The 22,129-nt window shown below is 73.5% G+C and carries 17 protein-coding genes; 12 read left to right on the top strand and 5 right to left on the bottom strand.

Annotation, left to right across the window (positions count from 1 at the left end; translation table 11 throughout):
- Window positions 1-1,073 (bottom strand): HAMP domain-containing protein (locus AB0M28_RS06290; protein ID WP_365398803.1); only part of this gene is annotated, 1,073 nt, incomplete at its 3' end.
- A gap of 308 nt (window positions 1,074-1,381) precedes the next feature.
- On the opposite strand from AB0M28_RS06290, the gene AB0M28_RS06285 reads away from it, so the two are divergent.
- The 10 genes from AB0M28_RS06285 (at window position 1,382) to AB0M28_RS06240 (ending at window position 13,545) form a co-directional block, all read left to right on the top strand.
- Window positions 1,382-1,825, top strand: a complete 444-nt coding sequence (locus AB0M28_RS06285) for a CU044_2847 family protein (protein WP_365398596.1) — start codon at window positions 1,382-1,384, stop codon at window positions 1,823-1,825.
- Window positions 1,797-7,025, top strand: a complete 5,229-nt coding sequence (locus AB0M28_RS06280; RefSeq protein WP_365398593.1) for a serine protease — start codon at window positions 1,797-1,799, stop codon at window positions 7,023-7,025. Before AB0M28_RS06285 ends, AB0M28_RS06280 begins: the two co-directional genes overlap by 29 nt.
- A gap of 184 nt (window positions 7,026-7,209) precedes the next feature.
- Entirely contained in the window at window positions 7,210-9,747 is a 2,538-nt protein-coding gene (locus tag AB0M28_RS06275; RefSeq protein WP_365398590.1) for a SpoIIE family protein phosphatase, read from the top strand.
- Window positions 9,744-10,307 (top strand): GNAT family protein, encoded by a 564-nt coding sequence (locus AB0M28_RS06270; RefSeq protein WP_365398587.1) that lies wholly within the window; start codon window positions 9,744-9,746, stop codon window positions 10,305-10,307. Before AB0M28_RS06275 ends, AB0M28_RS06270 begins: the two co-directional genes overlap by 4 nt.
- Before the next feature lie 266 nt (window positions 10,308-10,573).
- Window positions 10,574-11,311 carry a hypothetical protein gene (locus tag AB0M28_RS06265; RefSeq protein WP_365398584.1) on the top strand — a complete coding sequence of 246 codons (738 nt, stop codon included), beginning with the start codon at window positions 10,574-10,576 and terminating at the stop codon, window positions 11,309-11,311.
- A gap of 10 nt (window positions 11,312-11,321) precedes the next feature.
- Window positions 11,322-11,864, top strand: a complete 543-nt coding sequence (locus tag AB0M28_RS06260) for a hypothetical protein (protein WP_365398581.1) — start codon at window positions 11,322-11,324, stop codon at window positions 11,862-11,864.
- Window positions 11,854-12,429, top strand: a complete 576-nt coding sequence (locus AB0M28_RS06255) for a hypothetical protein (RefSeq protein ID WP_365398578.1) — start codon at window positions 11,854-11,856, stop codon at window positions 12,427-12,429. Before AB0M28_RS06260 ends, AB0M28_RS06255 begins: the two co-directional genes overlap by 11 nt.
- A gap of 1 nt (window position 12,430) precedes the next feature.
- Window positions 12,431-12,637, top strand: coding sequence for a hypothetical protein (locus AB0M28_RS06250; RefSeq protein ID WP_365398575.1), 207 nt, complete (start codon window positions 12,431-12,433; stop codon window positions 12,635-12,637).
- A gap of 99 nt (window positions 12,638-12,736) precedes the next feature.
- The gene (locus AB0M28_RS06245) at window positions 12,737-13,213 is read left to right on the top strand and encodes a hypothetical protein (RefSeq protein ID WP_365398572.1); all 477 of its coding nucleotides are present in this window, start codon (window positions 12,737-12,739) and stop codon (window positions 13,211-13,213) included.
- The gene (locus AB0M28_RS06240; RefSeq protein WP_365398570.1) at window positions 13,210-13,545 is read left to right on the top strand and encodes a hypothetical protein; all 336 of its coding nucleotides are present in this window, start codon (window positions 13,210-13,212) and stop codon (window positions 13,543-13,545) included. The genes AB0M28_RS06245 and AB0M28_RS06240 overlap by 4 nt, the downstream gene beginning before the upstream one ends.
- A 55-nt stretch (window positions 13,546-13,600) precedes the next feature.
- Here AB0M28_RS06240 and AB0M28_RS06235 read toward each other — a convergent pair whose 3' ends face one another.
- Both AB0M28_RS06235 and AB0M28_RS06230 read right to left on the bottom strand, forming a co-directional pair.
- A complete protein-coding gene (locus tag AB0M28_RS06235; protein WP_365398567.1) occupies window positions 13,601-14,989 on the bottom strand; it encodes an NADP-dependent succinic semialdehyde dehydrogenase in 1,389 nt (462 codons plus the stop codon).
- A gap of 227 nt (window positions 14,990-15,216) precedes the next feature.
- Window positions 15,217-15,456, bottom strand: a complete 240-nt coding sequence (locus tag AB0M28_RS06230; protein ID WP_365398564.1) for a hypothetical protein — start codon at window positions 15,454-15,456, stop codon at window positions 15,217-15,219.
- A gap of 532 nt (window positions 15,457-15,988) precedes the next feature.
- On the opposite strand from AB0M28_RS06230, the gene AB0M28_RS06225 reads away from it, so the two are divergent.
- Complete coding sequence (locus tag AB0M28_RS06225; protein ID WP_365398561.1) at window positions 15,989-16,783, top strand: GNAT family N-acetyltransferase; 795 nt, start codon at window positions 15,989-15,991, stop codon at window positions 16,781-16,783.
- 36 nt (window positions 16,784-16,819) lie between these two features.
- Here the strand turns inward: AB0M28_RS06225 and AB0M28_RS06220 are convergent, their stop codons facing one another.
- The gene (locus AB0M28_RS06220; protein WP_365398558.1) at window positions 16,820-17,851 is read right to left on the bottom strand and encodes a zinc-binding dehydrogenase; all 1,032 of its coding nucleotides are present in this window, start codon (window positions 17,849-17,851) and stop codon (window positions 16,820-16,822) included.
- A 136-nt stretch (window positions 17,852-17,987) separates the two neighbouring features.
- Here AB0M28_RS06220 and AB0M28_RS06215 point away from each other — a divergent pair, with 136 nt between their 5' ends.
- Window positions 17,988-18,461, top strand: a complete 474-nt coding sequence (locus AB0M28_RS06215; RefSeq protein WP_365398555.1) for a MarR family transcriptional regulator — start codon at window positions 17,988-17,990, stop codon at window positions 18,459-18,461.
- Between the two features lie 39 nt (window positions 18,462-18,500).
- On the opposite strand, the gene AB0M28_RS06210 is transcribed toward AB0M28_RS06215, so the two are convergent.
- Window positions 18,501-21,908: a S8 family serine peptidase gene (locus AB0M28_RS06210; protein ID WP_365398552.1), complete on the bottom strand. Its 3,408-nt coding sequence runs from the start codon at window positions 21,906-21,908 to the stop codon at window positions 18,501-18,503.
- Window positions 21,909-22,129 lie beyond the last annotated feature (221 nt).

The raw sequence follows: 22,129 nt of genomic DNA, 5'->3' as shown, positions 1-22,129 counted from the left end.
AAGTTGACGTTGTCGGTGAGGTCTTTCCAGACGCCGGAGACGCCGCGTACCTGGGCCTGGCCGCCGAGGTTTCCCTCGGTGCCGACCTCGCGGGCCACGCGCGTGACCTCGTCCGCGAACGCGGAGAGCTGGTCCACCATCGTGTTGATGGTCGACTTCAGCTGCAGGATCTCGCCCTGCGCGTCCACCGTGATCTTCTGACTCAGATCGCCGTTGGCGACGGCCGTCGTCACCTGGGCGATGTTGCGGACCTGGGAGGTCAGGTTCGAGGCCATGAAGTTGACGTTGTCGGTGAGGTCCTTCCAGACGCCCGACACACCCCGTACCTGCGCCCGGCCGCCCAGCTGGCCGCCCGTGCCGACCTCGCGGGCCACCCGGGTGACCTCGTCGGCGAACGCGGAGAGCTGCGCGACCATCGTGTTGACCGTGAGCTTCAGCTCCAGCAGCTCGCCGGTCGCCTCCACCGTCACCGTACGGGTCAGGTCACCGCTCGCCACGGCCGTCGTCACCACGGCGATGTCGCGGACCTGCGCGGTCAGCCGGGCGGCCATCATGTTCACGGCCTCGGTGACCTGCCGCCAGCTGCCCGAGAGCCCCTGCACCTTCGCCCGGCCGCCGAGCCGGCCCTCGGTGCCCACCTCGCGGGCGACGCGGGTGACCTCGCCGGTGAACAGCGACAGCTGGTCGACCATCTTGTTGACCGCCGTACCCAGCCGGCGCAGATCGCCGTGCAGCTGGCGGGTGCCGTCGTGCAGGTCGACCCGCTGCGTCAGATCGCCGCCGGCGACCGCGTCCAGCACCCGGGTGGCGTTTGCGGCGGGCCCGACCAGGGCGTCCAGCAGGGTGTTGGCGTGGGCGACCTCGGTGGCCCAGGAGCCCTGCCCGGGACTGGCGGAGACCCGCTCGTCGAGCCGCCCCTGCCGCAGGACGCTGCCGCGCACCCGGGCCAGCTCGTCCGCGAAGTGGGCCTTGCGGTCGGCGATCTGGTTGAACACCGAAGCGAGTTCCCCGACCGTCCCGCCGCGTTCCTCGGGCAGGCGGATACGGAAGTTGCCGTCCCGCAGCGCGCGCAGCGCCGCGAGCAGCGCCCGCAGCTCGTCCTCATCCGTCACCGCAGCCGTGCCCCGGGGGCTCATGGCGATTTCATCCCGCATTGCGGCCCACTTTCGTCACATGTCGTGCATGGGCGCAGACAGTGTCTCAGCGGCCGGGCCCCGGCCGGGGGTGAAACCGTGAACTGGCCGAATCGGTGGGCGTGGTCCGCGGCCCGGCCAACCCCTGTTCCGACGGCCCCGGGATCTCCCGGACTCGGCGACTTTCGGTGACCGGCCTGGCACGCGGCTGTCACACTTGCCGCACAGGCGGACGACGGGGGCGGGCGGTGGACGACGAGAAGACGGTGGAAGTCGAGCTTCCCGACGGGAAGCGCATGATGGCCAGGGTGCGGCAGCTGGACGCGGCCGCTCCGGGGGGACCCCAGGACGTGGGGCTCGACCGGTTGCTGTCCTTCGCCCCCGTGAGCGATGCGCTGCAGGGTGTGGGCTCGGTGATCGCCGGGAGCATGGAGAAGATCAAGCCGTCCCGGGCCACGGTCGAGTTCGGCCTTGAACTGGGCGTGAAGGGGGGCAGCTTGGTGAGTGTCTTCGTCGACAGCGGCAGCAAGGCATCGCTCAGGATCACCCTGGAGTGGGAGAGGGGTGCCGGCGGCACGGGAGGTCGCGGGAGCGGCGCCGACCGCACGGTGGACCACGAGAGCGCCGCCGGCAGGGCGGGGCAGGACGGGAACGGCGCCGGAAATGCAGGGGATCAGACGACTTCTGGGTGACTGCCTGGTCCGTATCAGCGGCCCTGGCGCCGCGGGCGGCACCGGCTTCTTCGTCGCCCCTCGCACGGTTGTCACGTGCGCCCACGTCGTGGCGGGCGGAGACGGGCTGCAGGCCGCGTGGCACGGCGGCAGCGCCGCGGCCCGGATCGTGGCCGTCCACCCGCCCGCCGACGGCAGCCCTGCGCCGGGCCCGTATCCCCATCCCGACCTCGCGGTGCTCGAGGTGGAGCGGATCGGGCATCCGTGCGTACGCCTCGACACGGACGAACCACGCTGGGAGGACCGGCTGCACGGGAGCGGCTACACCCGTACCTGGTCCCCGGCACAGGCACAGCTGGAGCCGGTGACCTTCACCTACGAGGGCGTGCACGACGTGGGCGGGGACCTGCTCAAGCTCGCCGGGGGCCAGGCGGTTTCGGGCATGAGCGGGGGCCCGCTGCTCAATCTGCGCACGATGGGCGTGTGCGGCGTGCTGAAGACGTCGCGCGACACCGGCAGGGCCGCCGGCGGCTGGGGTGTGCCCGTCGGCCTGCTGGGCGCGCTCCATCCGGAGGTCCTGCGGGCACACGACGCCTTCCACCGCGTGGACCGCCGCTGGCGGGAGGCCGCGGACGCCGTCACACCGCTGCTGGCCGGGCTGTCCGCCCTCAGTTCGGGTTACGCGGGCAGGATCGAGAACTTCCTCGTCGAGTACCTCGGTCGCGACGGGGCACCCGTGCCATTCGGCGGGCGGGAGTCCCAGCTGCGTCGGCTCTCGGGCTGGCTCGCGGACCCGCAGGCCCCGCCATACGCCCTGGTGGCCGCCGAGGCGGGCCGCGGGAAGTCGGCCCTGCTGGTGCGGTGGGCGCAGGAGGTGATGCGCCAGGAGCACGCGCACGTGGTCGTCGTCCCGGTGAGCATCCGGTTCAACACCGCCCAGGCCGGCGTGGTGTTCCCCGCGCTGGCCACCCGGCTCGGCGAGGTGTACGGGGACCCACCCGGCTCGCCCGACATGTCCGCCGAACAGTGGCAGGAGGCATGCCTCGGCTATCTGCGGCGCCCGCCGCCCGACGGCCGCCCGCTGCTGGTGGTGATGGACGGCCTCGACGAGGCGACCGACTGGCATCCCGGCCCCGACCTGTTCCCCGCCGCGCCCGGCGAGGGCGTACGCGTGCTCGCCTCGGCCCGCTACCTGGCCGGGGACACCGACGACGCGGGCTGGCTCGACCGGCTGAACTGGGACTCCCTCGCCGTCAGCCTGCCGCTCCCCCCGATGGACCGCGAGGGCGTCGGCCAGGTGCTGCACGCGATGGGCGATCCGCTGGCCGGCCTCGCCGCCAACGTGGACGTCGTCAGCGAGCTCTACCGGCTGAGTGAGGGCGACCCCCTCCTCGTACGGCTGTACGTCGAGGCGCTGCTGCCGTACGGCGAACGGGCCGCGGCGATCAGCCCGGACGAACTGCCGTCCGTCAGCAAGGGCCTGGCGGGCTACTTCGAGCGGTGGTGGGAGGACCAGGAGCGGCAGTGGCGGGCGCAGCACCGCAACACCGCCGCCGAGCGGCAGGACCTCGAGGACCTCCTCAACGCCCTGGCCTGTGCGCTCGGTCCGCTCAGCCGGGACGACCTGCTGGGCGTCCTGCCCCGGCCGCCGTCGTCGCTGCGGCTGTACGGCCTGGCCCGGGAGGTCGGCCGGTTCGTCATCGGCGACGGCCGGGACACCGGTTTCGTCTACTCGCACCCCCGGCTCGGCATGTTCTTCCGCGACCTGATGGGGCGCGGTGAACGCGACGCCTGGGACGAGCGGTTCGTCGCCTACGGCCGGAGCGCCCTGGAGCGGGCCCGCCGGGGGAGTATCGAGGTCGCCCCCTATGCCGTCCGCTTCCACGGCGCGCACCTGGAACGCGCCGGGGCCGCCGACGAGGACCTCTACGCCCTGGTGGACGGGGGCTGGCTGCGGGCCGGCCAGACACTCGAGGGCACGGACAGCCCGTTCCTCAACGACTGCGACCGGGCCTGGCGGCGGGCCGAGACCCGGTGCGACGAGCGGTCGTTCGAGGTGCGCTTCGCGTGCGCGCTGGCCCGCGCCAGCGTGGCGGCACGCAGCGACGGGATCCCGGCGCCGCTCCTGGCCGCGGCCACCCGGCGGGGTCTGCTCACCCCGGCGCAGGCGCTGGCGCTGTGCCGCCGGATGACGGACGAGCGGCGGCGCGCCGCCGCCGTCGAGCGCCTTGCGCAGGCCGTCGGACCCGAATGGCTCGACGAGTGCGTGGCCGTGGCGGGCACCCTGCAGTCCCAGGGGCGGCGTGCCCATACCCTGGCGCGGCTGAGCACCCGCCTGAGCGCGCGCTCCGCCCGCCGGGCCCTGGCCGAAGCCCGGTCACTGGAGTTCCCCTCCCCGCGCGCGATCGCGGTGGCCGCCCTGAGCGCGCGCCTGCCCCCGGACGAGCGCCTGGCCCTGGCCCGGGAGGCGCTGGACCTGTGCGCCGTGGACGAGGACCCCCGCCGCGGGGGCCTCGCGCTGCTGGCGATGGCCGCGCACGTACCCGACGTGCTGCGTGCGCAGGCGGTGCGGACGGCGGCGACGACGCCCGATCCGCTGACCGCGGTCCGGGCGGTGGGCGCGCTCGCCCGCCACCTCCCGCCGGACGAGGCGGAGGCCGCCGTCGACGCCGTCCGTGCCCGCATCAGCGAGACGGTCACGGACAGCCACCGGATCCGGGCACGGTTCGCGCTTGCGGAGTTCGACCCCTCGGCGGAGCACGGGGACCTGGTTGGATCACTGGACGAAGTCGCTCCGCGGGTCGCGCGGCGCCTCATCGTCGACGCCCGGTCGTGGATAGCGGCCACCGAGGGGGACCACTGGCCCTACGACCTCTCCTTCCTCCTCACGGACTGGCATTCGGCGGATGCGGAGGAACTCGCCACGGTGCTCCCCGAGTCCGTGGGCCGGCGGCTGCGACACGACCTGGAACAGCGCGTCACCCGGAGCGATGTGGTGCCGCGGGTGGAGGAGCTGGCTCTGCTCGCACACCTGCGCGCGCGGCAGCGCGGCACCTCGACCCGGGTGACCGGCGATCTGCTCAACCCGGCACGCCGGCTGCACCAGCCGCAGCGCGCTGCCGCCCTCACCGCACTGGCCGTGGCCCGCGGTGACGGGCCGGACGCGGACGAACTGCTCGTCGAGGCCCTGGAGTCCGCGCAGCGGATCGACGACGTGCTGCCCAGGATCCAGGGGCTGCACGGCGTGCATGTCGACGTGTCCGAGCAGGCGCTGGCGGACCTGCAGAACGACCTGGTGTTCCGGCCGGGCCGGCTCGAGGACGACGAGGTGCAGCGGTACCTGGCGTCGGTCGACGTACCGCTGGCGGACGCCGCGGTCGATGCGGCCCTGTCATGGGTGGATCGGCTCGAGTGGCCCCTGGAGCGTGTCAGGGCGCTGCGATCCGCCCTGCGCCGGGTGTCGGAGCGCTCCCGTCCGCGGCTGGAGTCCCGCCTGCTCGACGAGGCCCGCAGCGCCCCCGACAGCGCGATCCGGATGGAGATCCTGCGCGACCTGGCCGCCGTGTTCGCGGATCGCCCCGCGTTGGTGGCCGAGGAACTCAGCACGGTGTTCGCCGGGCTCACCGACGTCGCGTCCCGGGTGTCGGTGCTGGCCGGTACGCACGGGGCGGCCCGCGGACTGCTGTCCCTGTCCCAGGACAAGGACGGCGTGGTCCGCGAGCTGGTGATGCCCCTGCTGGCCGACCTGCTCACGGCACAGGCGGAACACGGCGATGCCGATTGGCATATGGAACGCCTGCTGGACGCGTTGCCGCCCGCGTTGTCTGAGGAGACGAGCTTCCAGGTGTGGGAGATCCTCGCCGGGGCGGCGAGCCCGCTGGCAGCACACCTGCTGTCCCGGCTTCCTGCCGAGCGGGTGAAGGAGGCGGCGCACCGAACGCTCAGGATCCGGGCCGGCGACAGGGGGAGCGTCCGTCAGCTGCTGGCCGACGAGCTGACCCGGGCCTTTCCGCGCCTCGACCCCGCGACCCGGTCCGCGCTGCTCGCCCGCGCCCTGGGGAACCCGGTGGCCACGCACCGCCTGCAAGCCCTGCTGCCGTACGCGGGCGACCGGCTGCACGAACTCGTGCGGATGGCCGGGCAGCTGCCCTTCGGCGATCGAGTCGCCGCCGCAACGGTCCTTGCGCGCCAAGCCGACGCCGACACTGTCGCCATGTTCCTGACCCCCCTGGTGGAGACGGCCGCACCGCGCCGGCCCGACATCGGTCTGACGCCCCTGCTCGGCCTGGCACGCCTCGTGCACGGACCCGCCCTCGAGACGGTGACCGACGTGGTCGCGGAGGAGGCGGCACACCGCAAGCCCGCCGACGTACGCAGGGCCCTGCAGCGCCTGCCCACGGACCAACGACACAAGGTGGCCCACCGCCAGCTGGCCGCGAAGGCCACGCGGCCGTGGGAACTCGTTCCGGTCGTCGCGGACTTCCCCGCGGAGTGCCGGGACGAGGTGGAGGCGATGGCAGTGCGCCTCGAGGACCCCCTGCTCCGCATCGACCTGCTGGGCGGGCTGATCGCCGCGGCCGGCCCGCCGACCCCCGACCGGCTGTGGCAGGAGGTGGTACGGGCGGCACGTGCGGCGGACTGGTGGAGCCACGAGCGGTACCAGTACACACCGGGCGGCCTGGCGGGGCTGCTCCGGCGCAAGCTGCCCGCCGTCGACGCCCGCTGGGTGCGCGAACTGCGTGAGGCCGTCCACCTCAAGGCGGACCCTGCCGAGCGTGTCACGCTGCTGTGCTCCCTGTCCGGGCACGCGCGTGCCCCACTGCGCGGCGCCCTCCTCGACTCCGCGCTGGACGCCGCGGACCAGATCCCGCTCGACCGCCTCCGCGCCGAGGCCCTGACGCACATCGCCCGCAGCGCCGCGGGCTGCCCCGACGCGGTGGTGCGCACCCTCGACGCCGTCAGCCGGATCCGCGGCAACGACACCCGGCACCGCGCGCTGCAGGCCCACGAACCCGCGCTGCGGAAGTGGATCGCCTCCGGAACCGCCGATCCGGCGCCCTGGGACCGGGCACTGCGGCGGCTGTCGGTCCGCCCCCGGCCCCTCGTCGTCGGCGATCTGGCGCTGCTGGCGACCGCGGGCGCCGGATTCCTCCCGGACGAGGGCGCACTGCCCCGTGCCTTCCTCACCGCCCTGCACCGGGTGGCGGCCTGGTGGAGCTGAGGCCGCGCACCACCCGGGCCGTGGGCAGCCCAGGCGTCCAGCACCCGGCACCCCCACAACCGGCGAAATCGCGCCATGCTGGACGTACAAGCTGTTCAGCGGGCCCCATGCCCACTCGGCCCAGTCCGGCTGTCGGACCGGGGGCGGGGCGCGCAGACTCGGACGAGGGAGGCACGCACGCACCATGGCCGGACGCACCGCGCGAAGACGCGCCCGCACCGTTGCCGGCCAGGTCTTCCTGCTGCAGGTGGCCATCATCGTGCCGCTGGTCGCGGCCGCGGCCGTGGCGCTGCTGCTGCAGGCGAAGGCCGCGGCAGAGCGGGAGGCACGCAACCGCTCCATCGCGGTCGCGGAGGCGTTCGCGAACTCGCCGGGCATCGTGGAGGCGCTGGAGAGCCCCGATCCCACGGCCGTCCTGCAGCCCAAGGCGGAGGAGGCCCGCAAACGCGGGCACGTCGACTTCGTCGTCGTCCTGAACCGGGACGGCATCCGCTACACGCACCCGCTGCCCGACCGCATCGGCAAGAAGTTCGTCGGCGACCTGGGGCCCGCCCTGAAGGGCGAGGTGATCACCGAGAAGATCACCGGCACCATCGGGCCCCTGGTCCAGGCCGTCGTACCCATCACGGACTCCGACGGCCAGGTCGTCGGCATGGTCTCCGCGGGCATCACCATCGAGCACATCGCGGCCTCGGTACAGGGCGAGGTGACCCTGCTGCTGGGCGCGACCGCCGGCGCGCTGCTGCTGGCCCTCATCGGCGCGGCCGCGGTGGGCCGCCGATTGCGCCGCCTCACGCATGGTCTCGGCCCCGAAGAGATGACCCGCATGTACGACCACCACGACGCGGTGCTGCACGCCGTACGCGAGGGCGTGCTCATCCTCTCCGGCGACCGGCGGGTCATGCTGGCCAACGACGAGGCGCGCCGCCTGCTGGACCTCCCGCCGGACCCGGACGGCGCCGAGGTGACGGAGCTGGGCATCGAGCCCCCGCTGTCCGGGCTGCTGGCCTCCGGCGGTACCGCGACCGACGAGGTGTACGAGGTGGGGGACCGGGCGCTCGCCGTCAGCCAGCGCCCCATCGACGAGGCCGGCGCCCTGCCGGGGACGGTCACCACGGTGCGTGACACGACGCTGCTGCAGAGTGAGACACGACGGGCCGAGCGGGCGGGCGGCCGGCTGCGGCTGCTGCACGACGCGGGTTCGGAGATCGGCACCACCCTGGACGTGGTGCGCACCTGCCAGGAGCTGACGGACTTCGCGGCCGCCCGGTTCGCCGACCACGCCACCGTCGACCTGCTGCCCGCCGTGCTGCGCGGCGAGGAGCCCGCGCCCGACCAGAAGTACGCCCCGATGCGCCGGGTCGCGGGCAGCGGGCGCCCCGACGGCTACCGGATACGGGTGGCCGTCCCCGTGCGTGCCCGCGGGGTGGTCCTCGGCGAGGCGGTCTTCCAGCGCTCGGCGGACTCGGCCCCCTTCGAGGAGGAGGACCTGTCACTGGCCGAGGAGCTGGTGACCCGCGCCGCCGTCAGCATCGACAACGCCCGCCGCTACACACGCGAGCACACCATGGCCGTGGCCCTCCAGCAGAGCCTGCTGCCGCACAGCCTGCCCGAGCAGGACGCGGTCGAGGCCGCGTACCGGTATCTGCCGGCCCTCGCAGGGGCGGGCGGGGTGGGCGGCGTCGGCGGCGACTGGTTCGACATCATCCCGCTGCCCGGCGCCCGGGTGGCGCTCGTCGTCGGCGACGTCGTCGGGCACGGCCTGCACGCGGCGGCGACCATGGGCCGGCTGCGTACGGCGGTGCACAACTTCGCCACCCTCGACCTGCCGCCCGACGAGCTGCTGTGGCACCTCGACGAGCTGGCGGCCCGCCTCGACCAGGACGACCCCGCGGACGGCACCGACGCGGGCATCACCGGCGCCACCTGCCTGTACGCCGTCTACGACCCGCTGTCCGGCAGATGCTCGATCGCCCGCGCGGGCCACCACCAGCCCGTGATCGTCTCTCCCGACGGGACGGCCGCCTTCGCCGAGGTGCCCGGCGGGCCGCCGCTCGGGCTCGGCGGGATGCCGTTCGAGACGCTCGAGATGGAGCTGGCCGAGGACAGCCGGCTCGTGCTCTACACCGACGGCCTGGTCGAGGACCGCCAGCGGGACATCGACGAGGGGCTCGCGCTGCTGCTGGCGACGCTCTCCGGCAGACCGGGCCGTACCCCGGAGGGGATCTGCGAGGACGTGCTGACGGCGATGCTGCCCGAGCGCCCCGAGGACGACGTCGCCCTGCTGGTGGGCCGGATGCTCCGGCTGGGCCCCGGCCAGGTCGCCCGGTGGGAGGTGCCGTCCGTGCCGGCCGCCGTGGCCGGGGTGCGTGCCGACGTCGCGGCCAAGCTGGCGGAGTGGGGGCTGGCGGAGGAGGCGTTCACCACCGAGCTGATCCTCAGCGAACTGGTCACCAACGCCATCCGCTACACCTCCGGCAGCATCGGCGTCCGCCTCATCCGCGCCCGCAGCCTGATCTGCGAGGTCACCGACGAGAGCCTGACCTCCCCGCACCTGCGGCAGGCCGCGATCACGGACGAGGGTGGACGCGGGCTGTTCCTGGTGGCCCAGCTCGCCGAGCGGTGGGGCACCCGCTACACCGCCGAGGGCAAGGTGATCTGGACGGAGCAGCCGCTGCCGGCCAACGGCGCCGCGCACCGGGGCAGTACGGTGTCCGGATGACCTTGCCCTCGTACGAGCTGCCCGCCGGCGTCCTCATGCGTGCCGCCACCCTCGACGACTCCGCCGCTCTGTGCGACGCCCGGCTGCGCAACCGCGAGCACCTCGCCCCCTGGGAGCCGCGGCGCAGCGAGTACACGTTCACCCTCGAGGGCGTGACCGAGCGGATGCGGTCCCAGCTCGCCGACCTCGAGGCGGGGCGCGCCGCGCCGTGGCATCTGCTGGACGGCGAGCAGGTCGTGGGCGGACTCACCCTCACCTGCATCGTCCTCGGCCCCTTCTGCAGCGCGTACATGGGCTACTGGATCGCCGCGAGCCACCAGGGCAAGGGCCTGGTGACCGCGGCCGTGGAGCACGCCTGCGAGGCCGCCCGCACCACGCTCGGCCTGCACCGCATCGAGGCGACGACCCTCCTGGACAACCAGCGCTCCCAGGCGGTCCTGCGCCGCTGCGGCTTCGAACGCATCGGCACCGCCCCGCGCTACCTGCACGTCGACGGCGCCTGGCGCGACCACGCGATGTTCCAGCGCGTCCTGCACGACGAGGACCCGGTGGGTCTGTGACCGTCCGGGGCACCGGGCTCAGCGGCTCACCGCCGGACCGTCCGCGAGACCGCGAGCGGTGGAATGCGCGGTGAACACGGAATGAAGGAATGTCCGGCAACGGACACCTCTGACATGCACACTTCCTTCTGCCGAAGGCGGCTGCTAACTTCCGTACGAGCCCTCCAGAAACACCCGCCGTTGGAGAACGTGCGCCAAACCGCCCGGATGCCACCGGGCTTTTCCTTGTCCGGCCGAATTCCGGCCCGTCCCATGAGGAAGGCGACATGGCTGACGTTGTCCGAACGGCGCCGGACGGCGCCAGAGTCTCCGTACAGATCCCCACCGCCGCGGGCGCGCTGAAATGGCACGGGAGTACCCGGTTCACCGGAACGGATTTCGCCCGCGATTTCACCATCGCCCCGGCCGGCGCGCATCGGGCGATCACCGGGCGCATCCTGCCGGACGCCCGCACCCGGACCGTCCGCAGGTCCGGCTTCGACCTCATGGTGATCGAGGCGGGTGACCGCTCCGACAGCGCGCTGGTCGTCGCGGGCCCCTACCACGAGGCCCACACCTGGTTCGGCGGCCCCGCCCCGCGCGCCTCGGTGCTGACGCGGATCGTCTCGAAGCTGGACTTCGCCGACTCCCCGGACGGGGCGCGGCTGACCGGCCGCTCCGGCGCCCATCTCCAGCAGTACGGCGTCATGCTGGTCGCCTCGGAGCCCCGGATGACCGTCATGATCATGGACGCCCGCCAGGAACGGGACCGGGTGCCGGCCTGGCGCGGACTGGCCCGTGGGGACGCGGAGGTCTGGCGGTTCAGGATGGATCTGCGCGAGGACGAGGCGGCCAGGCTGGCCGGCACCCCGCTCGAGTGGCGCTATCTCTTCGCCAACCGGACCACGGTCTTCGAGGTCGCCTTCCGCGACCGGCCCCCGCGGGGCGCCGGACCCGACGTGAGCGTCGACGAGGACTTCGTGAACGGCGTCCTCGACGGCCTCACGGTCGACTGGGCCGCGTGACGGGGTGACGATGAGCCTGCCGACCGCTGTCGCCCTGGTCTCGCTCCTGATGTCGGTCTTCGCCGTGCTCTCCGTCGCTGCCGTGTACTCCAGGGTGCGCATGCTCGAGCAGACCGCCCTGAATCCGCAGACCGCCCGATTCGCCGACGAACCCCGTTCCGTATCGCCCGCGTTGCGGCCCCGGGAGACACAGACGGGCACTCTGGTCATTCAGCTGAACGACGCCTGTTCGCTGTGCCACGAAACCTGGAAGGCGACCGCGGACCACATCGCGGCGCACCGGCCGGACGGAATGAGAATGCTCGGACTCTTCGCGACCGCGGACGCGGCCGCGGCCTTTCCCGAATTCCCCGAACACCCGGATCTGGAACGCGTCGTGAACACGGACCAGTGGGCCGCGCTTTCCGAGGGATACACGCCCTGCGTCTTCCGGATCGACGCGGACGGCCGGGTGGCGGACCGCCGGTTCGTCTACCGCGACACCGACCTGCCCGCCCTGTTCGCCCATCTCGCCCCCGGAACCGAGACCTCAGGGAGCAGCCGTGCGCTTTGACACCATCCCCTCCGTCGACGCCGGGCCGTCCGACGCGGCCGTGCCCAGCCGGGTCCGCGAGCTCATCCCCAACCCGCCCGCCGTGCGGCGGACCATGCTCAAGGGCCTGGCGGTCGCGGCGATGACGGCGGTGCTGGTCCCCTTCGACTGGGCTCTGGACCGGCGGCGCGCGGCCGCCGCGGGATGTGTGGGCGACCCCGCCCCCACCTGCGAGTGGACCGACCCCCACTGCGGCGACTACGGCGTCAACTACACGCCGTACGAATGCAACTGGTGGGCCGGCGACCCGGCCCAGTGCTACGGCGGCTGGCGGCGCGGCGGCAAACCCTGCAACGCGGACAACCGGCACTTCGACGGCCACTGGGAGTACACCCACACCGGCATCTGGGAGAGCGTCTGGGCCCAGCGCGTCACGTCCTCGTGCAACAACCGCAACGCCTGGCGCTGGTCGGCCCCCAGCGGCAACACCTTCCGCTGCTCGGACGCCTGGACTCACGTCTACTGGACCGACAACGACTACGCCGGCCTCACGGTCGCCGTGTGCTTCGTGGGCGTGTACGGCTGAGATGGCCGACGCCTCGACCCCGCACCGGGTCCGGCGCGCCGTCCGGCGCGCGCTGCTGCATCCGCTCGCCCTCGCGCTGCCGGTCACGGCCGTCGCCGTCGCCGCGGCGGCCCTGACGGCGGCCGGCGCCGGCGGCCCGGCCCTGGCGCTGCTCGCGCTGTGCGGGGCGGGGCTCAGCGCCGGCTACGCCAACTCCGGCTCCACTTGAAGCAACAACTCGGCGTTCCTGCTGAGCGCGCCGGTCTGGCGCGGTGCGGTTCCCCTCCTGAGCTTCGGCCTGGGTCTGCAACTCGGCGCCCTGTCGGTCGTGGTCGTCGCCGCGGTGCTCGGCGGCCTCGTCCAGGCACTGGTTCCCCTCGTGGTCCGGCTGGCCGTCTTCGGCCTGCTCGCGGCGGCCGTGCTGCTGCGGGAGTGGGGGCTGCTGGCGCTGCCCGTGCCGGAGAACAAGCGCCTCGTACCCGAGCAGGTGCAGCATCGCGGGCGGGTTCTGGGGCCGGTGCAGTTCGGCTTCGAGATGGGCACGGGCATGCGCACCTACTCGCCGTCGGCGCTGCCCCACCTGGTGCTGCTCGGCATCGTGCTGGTGGTGCCGTTCACGGGGGCGGTGGCCGCGGGCGCCGGCTTCGCACTGGCCCGGTGGATCATGCCCATGGCGAGCATCGGCCATGGCGGGGACGGGGACTGGGAGGATCGGTGGCGTACTCACCGTCGGCTGCTCGCGGTGGCGACCGCACTGGCCACGGCCACGGGACTGGCGGCGGGCGTCGTGCCGGCCGCGTGGTGACCGGGCTGGTGGTCGTGTACGACGCGGCGTGCGGGGACTGCTCGGACGTCGCGGCGCGGCTGGACGGCGTCCTCGCGCCGCCGGTACGGGCCCGCGCCTGCCGGGATCCGCACCTCCCCGAGGAGTTCCCGGTGCTGGCCGACGCGCTCGGCGGCCTGCCGTGCCGGCGACCGCTGCTGGTGGTACTGCGCCCCGGCGGGCAGGACGAGGTGCTGAGCGGGGCCGCCATGATGTGGCGCGCCGCCCGGCTCGTCGCACCGCGCCGCCGGTTCGCGGCGGCCCGGCTCGGCCTGCGGGTGCTGTGGGCCGGCCGGCCGGGCGTACGCCGGTGAGCGGGACGGTCGGCTGCCGGGGAGCGGGTCCGGCAGCCGCCGGTGAGCGGGTCCGTCAGCGCTGCCACACCGTGGTGATGTTGCAGAACTCCTGGATGCCGTGGCCGGACAGCTCCCGCCCGTACCCGGAGCGCTTCACGCCGCCGAAGGGGAACGCGGGGTGGGAGGCGGTCATGCCGTTGACGTAGACGCCGCCGGCCTCCAGATCGCGTACACAGCGGCCGATCTCCGCGTCGTCGCGCGTCCACACGTTCGAGCTGAGGCCGAACGACGAGTCGTTGGCCACCTCGAGGGCCTCGTCGAGGCTGCCGACCCGGTACAGGGTGGCGACCGGTCCGAAGGTCTCCTCGCGGTGGATGCGCATCCCGTCGGTGATCCCGGCGATGACCGTCGGCTCGTAGAACCAGCCGCGATCCTGCTCGGGCGGGCGCCGCCCGCCGCACAGCACCTCGGCCCCGGCCGCCACGGCGTCGTCGACCAGCTCCTCCAGATCGCGGCGCCCCTGCTCGCTGGCCAGCGGGCCGACGTCGGTGGACTCCAGCATCGGGTCGCCGACGGTCAGCGCCCGCATCCCGGCCACGAACGCGTCGCGGAAGGCGTCGTAGACGTCGGCGTGCACGATGAAGCGCTTGGCGGCGATGCACGACTGCCCGTTGTTCTGCACCCGGGCCGTCACGGCGGTACGGGCCGCGGCGGCGACGTCCGCGCTCGGCAGCACCAGGAACGGATCGCTGCCGCCCAGCTCCAGCACCGTCTTCTTGATCTCGTCGCCGGCCACCGACGCCACCGCCCGGCCCGCGCCCTCGCTGCCGGTCAGCGTGGCCGCCGCCACCCGCCGGTCGCGCAGGACGCCCTCCACGGCGCCGGAGCCGATGAGCAGCGTCTGGAAGCAGCCCTCGGGGTAGCCGGCGCGCAGGAACAGGTCCTCGAGGTACAAGGCGGTCTGTGGCACGTTCGAGGCGTGCTTGAGCAGGCCGGCGTTGCCCGCCATCAGGGCGGGCGCGGCGAACCGGACGACCTGCCAGAGCGGGAAGTTCCACGGCATCACGGCCAGCACGACGCCCAGCGGGCGGTAGCGCACATACGCCCGGTCGGCCCCCGAGTCGGCCAGATCGGCGGCGGACGGATGTTCGTCGGCCAGGAGTTCGGCCGCGTGCTCGGCGTACCAGCGCATGGCCTTGGCACACTTGGCCGCCTCCGCGTTCGCGGCGGTGATCGGCTTGCCCATCTCCGTCGTCATGGTCCGCGCGATGTCCTTCTGGTCCTGCTCCAGCAGGTCGGCGGCGCGGTTCATGAGCCGGGCGCGCTCGTCGAAGGCGGTCGTGCGGTGATGGCGGAACGCGGTGACGGCGGCGGCCAGACGCCGTTCGATCTCCTCGGGTCCCAGCGGATCGAAGGTCCGCAGGGTCTCCTCGGTGGCGGGATTGACGGTCGCGATGGGCATGCCACGCCTCCTCGGCTCGCTTGACGGTGTTCGGTCTCCTGCCGCCCCTGGCCGTCCGGCACCGGAGCGGCCATGACAGCCGCGTACCCGCCCAGCGTCCCGCAACCGCCCGCGACGCGCAGCCGGGCGGACACGTCCCGTACGGCGGGTGGGCGGTCGTACGCGTACGGCGGTGCGGCGAAGCCGCCGCACCGCCGCTGTCGCGCGATACCGCCTACCGGTTCCGCCTACCGGTTCCTGTCCCTCCCGGAGCCGAGCGAGCCGGCGAGGCGGCGCAGTACCTCGGCGGCGATCAGGGCGGGCGCCGTGGGGACGGCGATCTCGACGTCGATCCGCAGACGGGAGACCAGGACGGCCCCCAGGACCAGCGCCACCGTGACGACCACGGTGGCGGCGGGCAGCCGGAACCCGCCGGAGCCGGCTTCCTTTTCGTGTGACGGGTCTGTGCAGTGCGTGTCACGCGGCACGCGTGGATACCTCCCAAGGTCGGTTGCCACTCGACGGACCCTTTTCGCACCCGGGAGTTGCAGCCCGCCGGGCACAGGTCCGATAAACAGGGTGGCGCCGGCCCAAAATCCAATCCAGCCGAATAGGGAATTCCCGGAGGCGTATGCGCTTTCCGTGGTCCGAATCCGGTCATTCCCAGCGGTACGACACCACGGGGGCGCGCTCGACGCTGCAGGTCAGCGCGACATCGGCAGGGTGCGGCGCGCGGAAAACGGCCAATTTCCGGGAGAATGGAAGCCCTTGGAGGGTTGCTCCCGGCGCCGAAACCTGCTGACATGGATAGCCAGACCACACCGCATTCGGCGCACCGCCGAAGTGCCGGGCCGACGGATCCGTACCTCCGTCAGAAGGGCCGGGCGCGGGTGGTCGCTTTGACTGTCCCGGGCGTTGGTCGCCACTCGACGCAGGCCGGTCCCGTTGCAGCGGGGCCGGCGCCGCCCCGGTCCGTAAACCGGACTGACATCGTGATCATCCGGCACTATCATCTGCCGGATGACCGACTCCCCCGAACTCGAGTACCGCGCCGCCTACGATGCCCAGCTGCGCGCCCGGCTGCGCTCCGGCACCCCCGTCGACCGGGTCGGACCCGTACTGCGCAAGGTGCTGCCGGGGCAGGGCGGTCTGATCCTCTATCAGGACCTCGGCGGTCTCGACGGCGCGGAGCTGGACGCCTTCATCGCGGCCCAGCGGGAGTACTTCGCCGGGCTGGGGCTGGCCGTCGAGTGGAAGTACCACGGGCACGACCGGCCGGCGGACCTGCCGGACCGGCTGCGTGCGGCCGGGTTCGAGCCGGAGGAGCGCGAGACGGTGATCGTGGGGGAGACCGCCGCGGTCGCCGGGGAGGTGCGGCTGCCGGACGGGGTGGAGCTGCGCGAGGTCACGTCCCGGGCGGACCTGGAGCGGATCGGGGTGCTCAACCAGGCGGTATGGGGCGGCGACTGGTCCTGGCTGGTCGACGCCCTGGCCGACGAGGTGGCCGGCCAGGGCGACCCGTGTGTGGTCGTCACGGCCGAGGCGGAGGGCACGGTCGTCTGCGCGGCCTGGGTGCGCTTCCACACCGGGACCGACTTCGCCTCCTTCTGGGGCGGTTCGACGCTGCCGGAGTGGCGCGGCAAGGGCCTGTACCGCGCGCTGGTCGCCCACCGGGCGAACCTGGCGCTCGCCCGCGGCCACCGCTACGTCCAGGTCGACGCGCTGGACACCAGCCGTCCGATCCTCACCCGCCTGGGCCTGCTGCCGGTGGCCACGACGACGCCGTACGTGTGGACGCCGCCGGCGGCGGACTGAGCGTCCACCGCCGCGGCCCGACCCCGGCCGGTCTGCTCAGCCGGGCGTCAGCACCACCTTCCCGGTGATCTCGCGCCGCTCGAGCGCGGCGTGCACCCGGGCCGCGTCGGTCAGCGGGTACACGCCGCCGGTCTCCGGCGCGACGACGCCGTCCGCCGCCAGCTGGAGCACCCGTGCCAGGGACTCCCGGTACCAGGCCGGGCCGGCCTTGATCTCCGCGGGCACCATGCTGAGCGCCGTGCGGCGGCCCGGCCGCAGGTTCATCAGCTTCACCCGGGCCGCGCCCCGGACCGTGTCGGCCACCATCCGCCCGGGGCGCCCGGCGAAGGCGTAGCTCACCAGGACGCCGCCGGGGGCCAGGGCCCGGTAGCCCGTGCCCAGGTTGGCCCCGCCGATATGGTCGAAGACCGCCCGTACGCCGCCCGGTTCGAGCTCGCGCAGGCGCCGCTCGACGTCCTCGCGCCGGTAGTCGATGAACGTGACCCCGTGCCGGGCGAGCCGCTCCGCACTGCCGGGCGACGAGGCGGTGCCGTACATCGTCAGCCCGCGCAGCCGTCCGAGCGTGCTGATCGCCTGGCCGACGCCGCCGCCCGCGCCCTGGATGAGGACGGTGTCGCCCGGCTCGACGCGGGCGTGCGTCTCCAGGACGCTGATCGCCGTCAGATAGTCCAGGGGGAGGGCGGCCGCCCGCACCGGGTCGAGCCCGTCGGGCAGCGGTACGAGCCGGCGCAGCGGCAGTGAGACGTACTCGGAGTACGCACCCATCTTGGTGAGCGCCGCGGCCACCCGGGTGCCGGGGGGCGGCGGTGCCGCCTCGTCCCCCTCGCCCGGGGCGGCGTCGACGACCTCGCCGACGAGCTCGTAACCGGGAGTGAACGGCACCCTGCGCTGCAGCAGGTAGTCGCCGGACCGCGCCATCAGGTCCGTGAAGCCCACGCCGGCGGCCAGCACCCGCAGGCGGGCGTGTCCGGGTTGCGGCGGGGGGAGCGTGGCGCGGACGGTCCGCAGCTCCTCGGGGCCGCCGAAGCGCCGCACGGTGATCCTCCGGTGAACGATGTCGTCGCCCATGTCTCCACTCTTCTCCGTGATGCGTCATTGAATGACGCGACACATATAACTGTGGGCGCGTGGCGGGCGTAAGTCAAACCGATAGGTGTCGTGTAATCTTTTTCCCGTCCGCCACCCACGCAGAGAGGGGCCGTCCATGGAGCCGGTCGAGGAGATCCGCTACCTGGTCCTGGCCGCGCAGCGCGAGGGCAACCGCCGGCTCGCCCAGGGCCTGCGCCCGCTGGGTGTGACGCCTGCGCAGGCGGAGGTGCTGCGGCTGCTCGCCGAACGGCAGCCGCTCACGCTGTCCGGGCTGGGCACCCTGCTGGTGTGCGAGAGCGGCACGAACCCCAGCCGGCTCGTGGACCGGCTGGTCACCGCCGGACTGGTGCGCCGCGAGGAGGGCAGCCGGGACCGCCGCCGGGTGGAGCTGACCCTGACCGCCGCCGGCCACGAGACGGCGCGGGCCGTCGCCGAGGTGGAGACCGCGCTGCACGCCCGGATCGCGGAGGCGGCCGGCGGGCACGATCTGCGGCCGGTGCTCGGCTTCCTGCGCGACCTGGTGGCCGGGGAGAGCGCGGGGGAGGCGGTGGCGCTGCGCGCGGGACGCGCGAAGACCGCCGGGCCCTGACCGATCCAGGGCCCGACGGCCGTTTCGGGGCGGATACGGCTAGCGCACGCCGTAACCGTTGATCACGCGCTGCTCCACCGAACCGCCGTCCGCGGTGGTGAGGTCCACCAGCAGCGACACGGACTTGCCGCTCGCGCCGGCGTGGTCGATCTCGGCGTACCAGGCGCCGTCCTCGCGCACGACCGCCGCATCCGTCCACACCGGCTCCGCGACCGGGCCGTCGTAGGAGAACTTCACGCTCGCCTTGGTGATCTCACCGGGCGTGTAGTCCCCGTGGCCCGTCGCCGACAGCCGGATGCGGACCTTGCCGGCCCCGACCGTGTTGCCGGTGTCGACCGGCACGTCGTAGCCGGGGAAGACCAGCGGCAGCGTCTGCGAGTACGCCGTGGGGTCCTCCGCCGAACGGAAGCGGAACCGGGTGATCACGCCGTACGGGTACTTGAACTGGCGCTGCGAGAACGCCCGGATCACGAACTGCTGCAGTACGTAGTCCGCGGGCTCCGGGGTCACCGGGAACACGCCGTACGGCCAGGCGTGGTCGTAGAGCTTCTCGCCGTTCTTGTACAGCGTGAGGTTGCCGACGTCGCCGAAGCCCTGGGCGTACATGAAGTGCCCGCCCGCGTCGGTGAACAGGGAGGTCTGGATCCCGATCCGGTCGCCCTGGCGCTCGCCGGAGAGCAGGGCGGTTCCGTTGCGGTTGATCGGAGCCGTGGGCCGCATGATGCCCTTGTACCAGGTCTCCTTCAGCCGCTCGCCGCCCTCGAAGGACCGCACGGGGCCGCGCATCAGCTCGCCCATGCGCCAGCTGGTCCCCGTCTCGCCCCAGGCGCCGGTGTCGCCGCCCGCCGAGAAGTACTGGGTGCGGGCGAACGGGACGCGCACCGGCTGGAACAGGCTGCCGCCGGTTCCGGACGACGGGTTCCAGGGACGGTAGTTGTCGATCGTGTCCAGGAAGTCGCCCTGCGCGCCCAGGGAGTACCACTGCGCGTCGACGGCGGCCAGGTTCGCGTCCGTCGTCTTCAGCGTCCGGCCCGGGACGATCACGTCGCGGTCGAAGACGCCGAGGTTGTAGACGTACGGGCTGGAGCTGCCGGCACCCGGCTGGACCGCACGGAACCAGCTCGCGGCCTCGAAGCCGCCGCGGTGCGCCTCGCCCTGGCCCCAGGTGCGGACGTGCTTGACGCCGCCGTACAGCACGGATCCGGCGTGCACCCAGGTCGTACCGTCGGCGTCGTCCCACCAGCGGCCGTACGACACGGTGGCCGAGGCCGTCTCGGCGGGCCGGTCGGTCTCGTAGGTCACCTCGCGGGCCTTGCGGGCGTCGAGGACCAGCTCGGTGTCCTTGGTGAGCTTGACCTCGGGCAGGGCGAGTTCGCTGGCCGTGTCGACGGCACCGGCCGCGTTCCTGGTCGGCACGACGGCGTTGACGTAGTACGTCCCGGCACGCAGCCGGAGCTTCTGCTCGCCGGTGGCCGGGTAGTAGCGGCCGCCGGTGATGTCGTCCATTCCGATGACGTCCAGGACGGCCGCGGGCGAGGTCTGCGGCCGGCCGTCGAGGCCGATCAGCTTCACCGTGACGTCGACGGTCTCCGGCTCGAGGTAGAAGCCGAACGGGACGGTGACCGTGGTGCCGTCGGAGACCCTGGCCTGGATCCGGCCGCCGAAGTCGCCGTACTGCGCGGGCTGGATGCCCACCGTCGGTTCGATGGTCAGCGGGACCTCGGCGGTGCCGCCGGCCGGCACGGTGAGGGTGTCGGTGCCGAGGCGGGCGATGCCGGTGGCGGTGCGGGTGCCGTCGTTGCCGAGGACGGGGTCCATCCGCAGGGTGAGGGTGACGGGCGCGTCCGTGGTGTTGGTGTACGTCACGGGCAGCGTCCTGATGTCGGCCCCGGTCTGCGGCCAGGCGGAGGCGCCGGCGGAGACCGCGCCCGGGCCGAGGACCGTCTGCTTCAGGGACCTGGGTACGTCGAGCCGGCCCGCACCGGTCTCCTGCACGTCGCCGGGGATGTCGCTCTTCGCCGCCGACACCAACGCGTTCTTCAGCCGTGCCGCGTCCCAGCCGGGGTGCTTCTGCTTCAGCAGCGCCGCGGCGCCCGCGACGTGCGGGGCGGCCATCGAGGTACCGGACATGCGCTGGTACGCGTAGACACCGCGGCCGCCGACGTTCGCGGCGAGGACGTTCACGCCGGGGGCGGCGATCTCCGGCTTCACGGTGTGGGCGCCCATGACGGTGCCGCGCGAGGAGAACGCGGCGGTGCCGTCCTCGGAGTCGACCGCGCCGACGGTGAGGGCGGCGGGCGCGCAGCCGGGGGAGGTGATGGACTCGGCGCGGCCCAGGTTGCCGGCGGAGATGACGAACAGCGCCTTGTTCTGCGCGGCCAGGGCCTGCGCGGCCTGCGACATGGGGTCGGAGCAGTCGCTCGGGGTCGAGGTGCCCAGGGACATGGAGACGACGTCCGCCCCGGAGTCCACGGCCCACTGCATACCGGAGATGATCATCGACTCGGAGCCGCTGCCGCCGTCGCCGAGGACCTTGCCGATGAGCAGCCGGGCGCCGGGGGCGACGCCGCGCTCCTTGCCGTTCTCGCTCGCCGCGCCCGTGCCGGCGACGGTGGACGCGGTGTGCGTGCCGTGGCCGCGGCGGTCCTCCGTGCCGTAGGCGGAGCCGGTGAAGTCCTTGGCGTCGGCGATCTGCCCGGCGAAGTCGGGGTGGGCGGCGTCCACGCCGGTGTCGAGGACGGCGACCTTCACGCCCGTACCCGTGATGCCGGACGCCCAGGCAGTCGGGGAGCCGATCTGCGCGTTGGACTCGGCCATCGCGCCCTTGACCTTGGCGTCCAGCCAGACCTTCGTGATCCGGTCCGCCTTGCGCGCGTCGTGGGCGGCGAGGTCCTTCCAGGTGGCGGCGGCCTGCTTCTTGTCCACCTTGACGGCGGCGCCGCGTACGACGGGCAGGGCCCGCACCAGGTGCGCCCTGCCGGGCAGGGCGGAGTCGCCCCCGGCCTTCGGTACGTCGGCCCTGGTCGCGTACTGGGCGATCAGCGGCAGCGCCTCGGTGCGGGCGTCGTCGTAGCCCTGCTCGACGAGGCCGGTGACGTTGAACAGCTCCTTGTCGAGCCAGCCTTCCCGGATGCCGGCGAACGCCGAGACCGGGATCACGTACCGGTCGCCGTCGTGCTCCTCGGTGACGTGGTCGACGGGCGTGCCGTCCTCGCCGGGCCGCATGTGCATGCTGGTGCGGCCCTCGGCGTCGGTGGCCACGTCGACCATGTCACCGGTGATCAGGGTGACCTGGGTGGCGGTGCCGGCGCCGGCGGTGGCGCTGCCGGTCAGCGGACTGCGGTCGCCGGCCGCGGCGGCGGGGTCGCCGGAGGCCGGGACGACGGCGGTGGCGGCCAGGACGACGGCGATCGCCAGCGTCGAGGCCGCGCGCGGTATCGGGCGCATGATCTGTCGAACTCCCCAGTGAGATACGGCGGCCGGGGCGCTCGGCGGCCGGCCGACGGTTGACGTCGGCCTACCGTCGCAGAGGACGGCGGGTCGGCGGCCGTTCGCGGATGGCGGGAACCCGCCTTGGCGGAATCCCGCCATCCGCCATCCGTCGTGCGTGCCGGGGGAGTTGGAGGTGAGCGGCTCGCGGAGCTCAATCCCCGAGTGCCGCCCGGGTG

This window comes from Streptomyces sp. NPDC051940 (assembly GCF_040680895.1).
GTDB lineage: Bacteria > Actinomycetota > Actinomycetes > Streptomycetales > Streptomycetaceae > Streptomyces.
Note: the sequence above shows the minus strand (reverse complement) of the source record. Positions and strands in the feature narration are given on the sequence as shown.

What these genes read in the sequence shown, in the direction of transcription:
- AB0M28_RS06280 (WP_365398593.1), top strand. Translation starts at nt 1,797, where the DNA reads ATGCAGGGGATCAGACGACTTCTGGGTGACTGCCTGGTCCGTATCAGC.
- AB0M28_RS06275 (WP_365398590.1), top strand. Translation starts at nt 7,210, where the DNA reads ATGGCCGGACGCACCGCGCGAAGACGCGCCCGCACCGTTGCCGGCCAG.
- AB0M28_RS06270 (WP_365398587.1), top strand. Translation starts at nt 9,744, where the DNA reads ATGACCTTGCCCTCGTACGAGCTGCCCGCCGGCGTCCTCATGCGTGCC.
- AB0M28_RS06265 (WP_365398584.1), top strand. Translation starts at nt 10,574, where the DNA reads ATGGCTGACGTTGTCCGAACGGCGCCGGACGGCGCCAGAGTCTCCGTA.
- AB0M28_RS06260 (WP_365398581.1), top strand. Translation starts at nt 11,322, where the DNA reads ATGAGCCTGCCGACCGCTGTCGCCCTGGTCTCGCTCCTGATGTCGGTC.
- AB0M28_RS06250 (WP_365398575.1), top strand. Translation starts at nt 12,431, where the DNA reads ATGGCCGACGCCTCGACCCCGCACCGGGTCCGGCGCGCCGTCCGGCGC.
- AB0M28_RS06235 (WP_365398567.1), bottom strand. Translation starts at nt 14,989, where the DNA reads ATGCCCATCGCGACCGTCAATCCCGCCACCGAGGAGACCCTGCGGACC.
- AB0M28_RS06225 (WP_365398561.1), top strand. Translation starts at nt 15,989, where the DNA reads ATGACCGACTCCCCCGAACTCGAGTACCGCGCCGCCTACGATGCCCAG.
- AB0M28_RS06220 (WP_365398558.1), bottom strand. Translation starts at nt 17,851, where the DNA reads ATGGGCGACGACATCGTTCACCGGAGGATCACCGTGCGGCGCTTCGGC.
- AB0M28_RS06215 (WP_365398555.1), top strand. Translation starts at nt 17,988, where the DNA reads ATGGAGCCGGTCGAGGAGATCCGCTACCTGGTCCTGGCCGCGCAGCGC.
- AB0M28_RS06210 (WP_365398552.1), bottom strand. Translation starts at nt 21,908, where the DNA reads ATGCGCCCGATACCGCGCGCGGCCTCGACGCTGGCGATCGCCGTCGTC.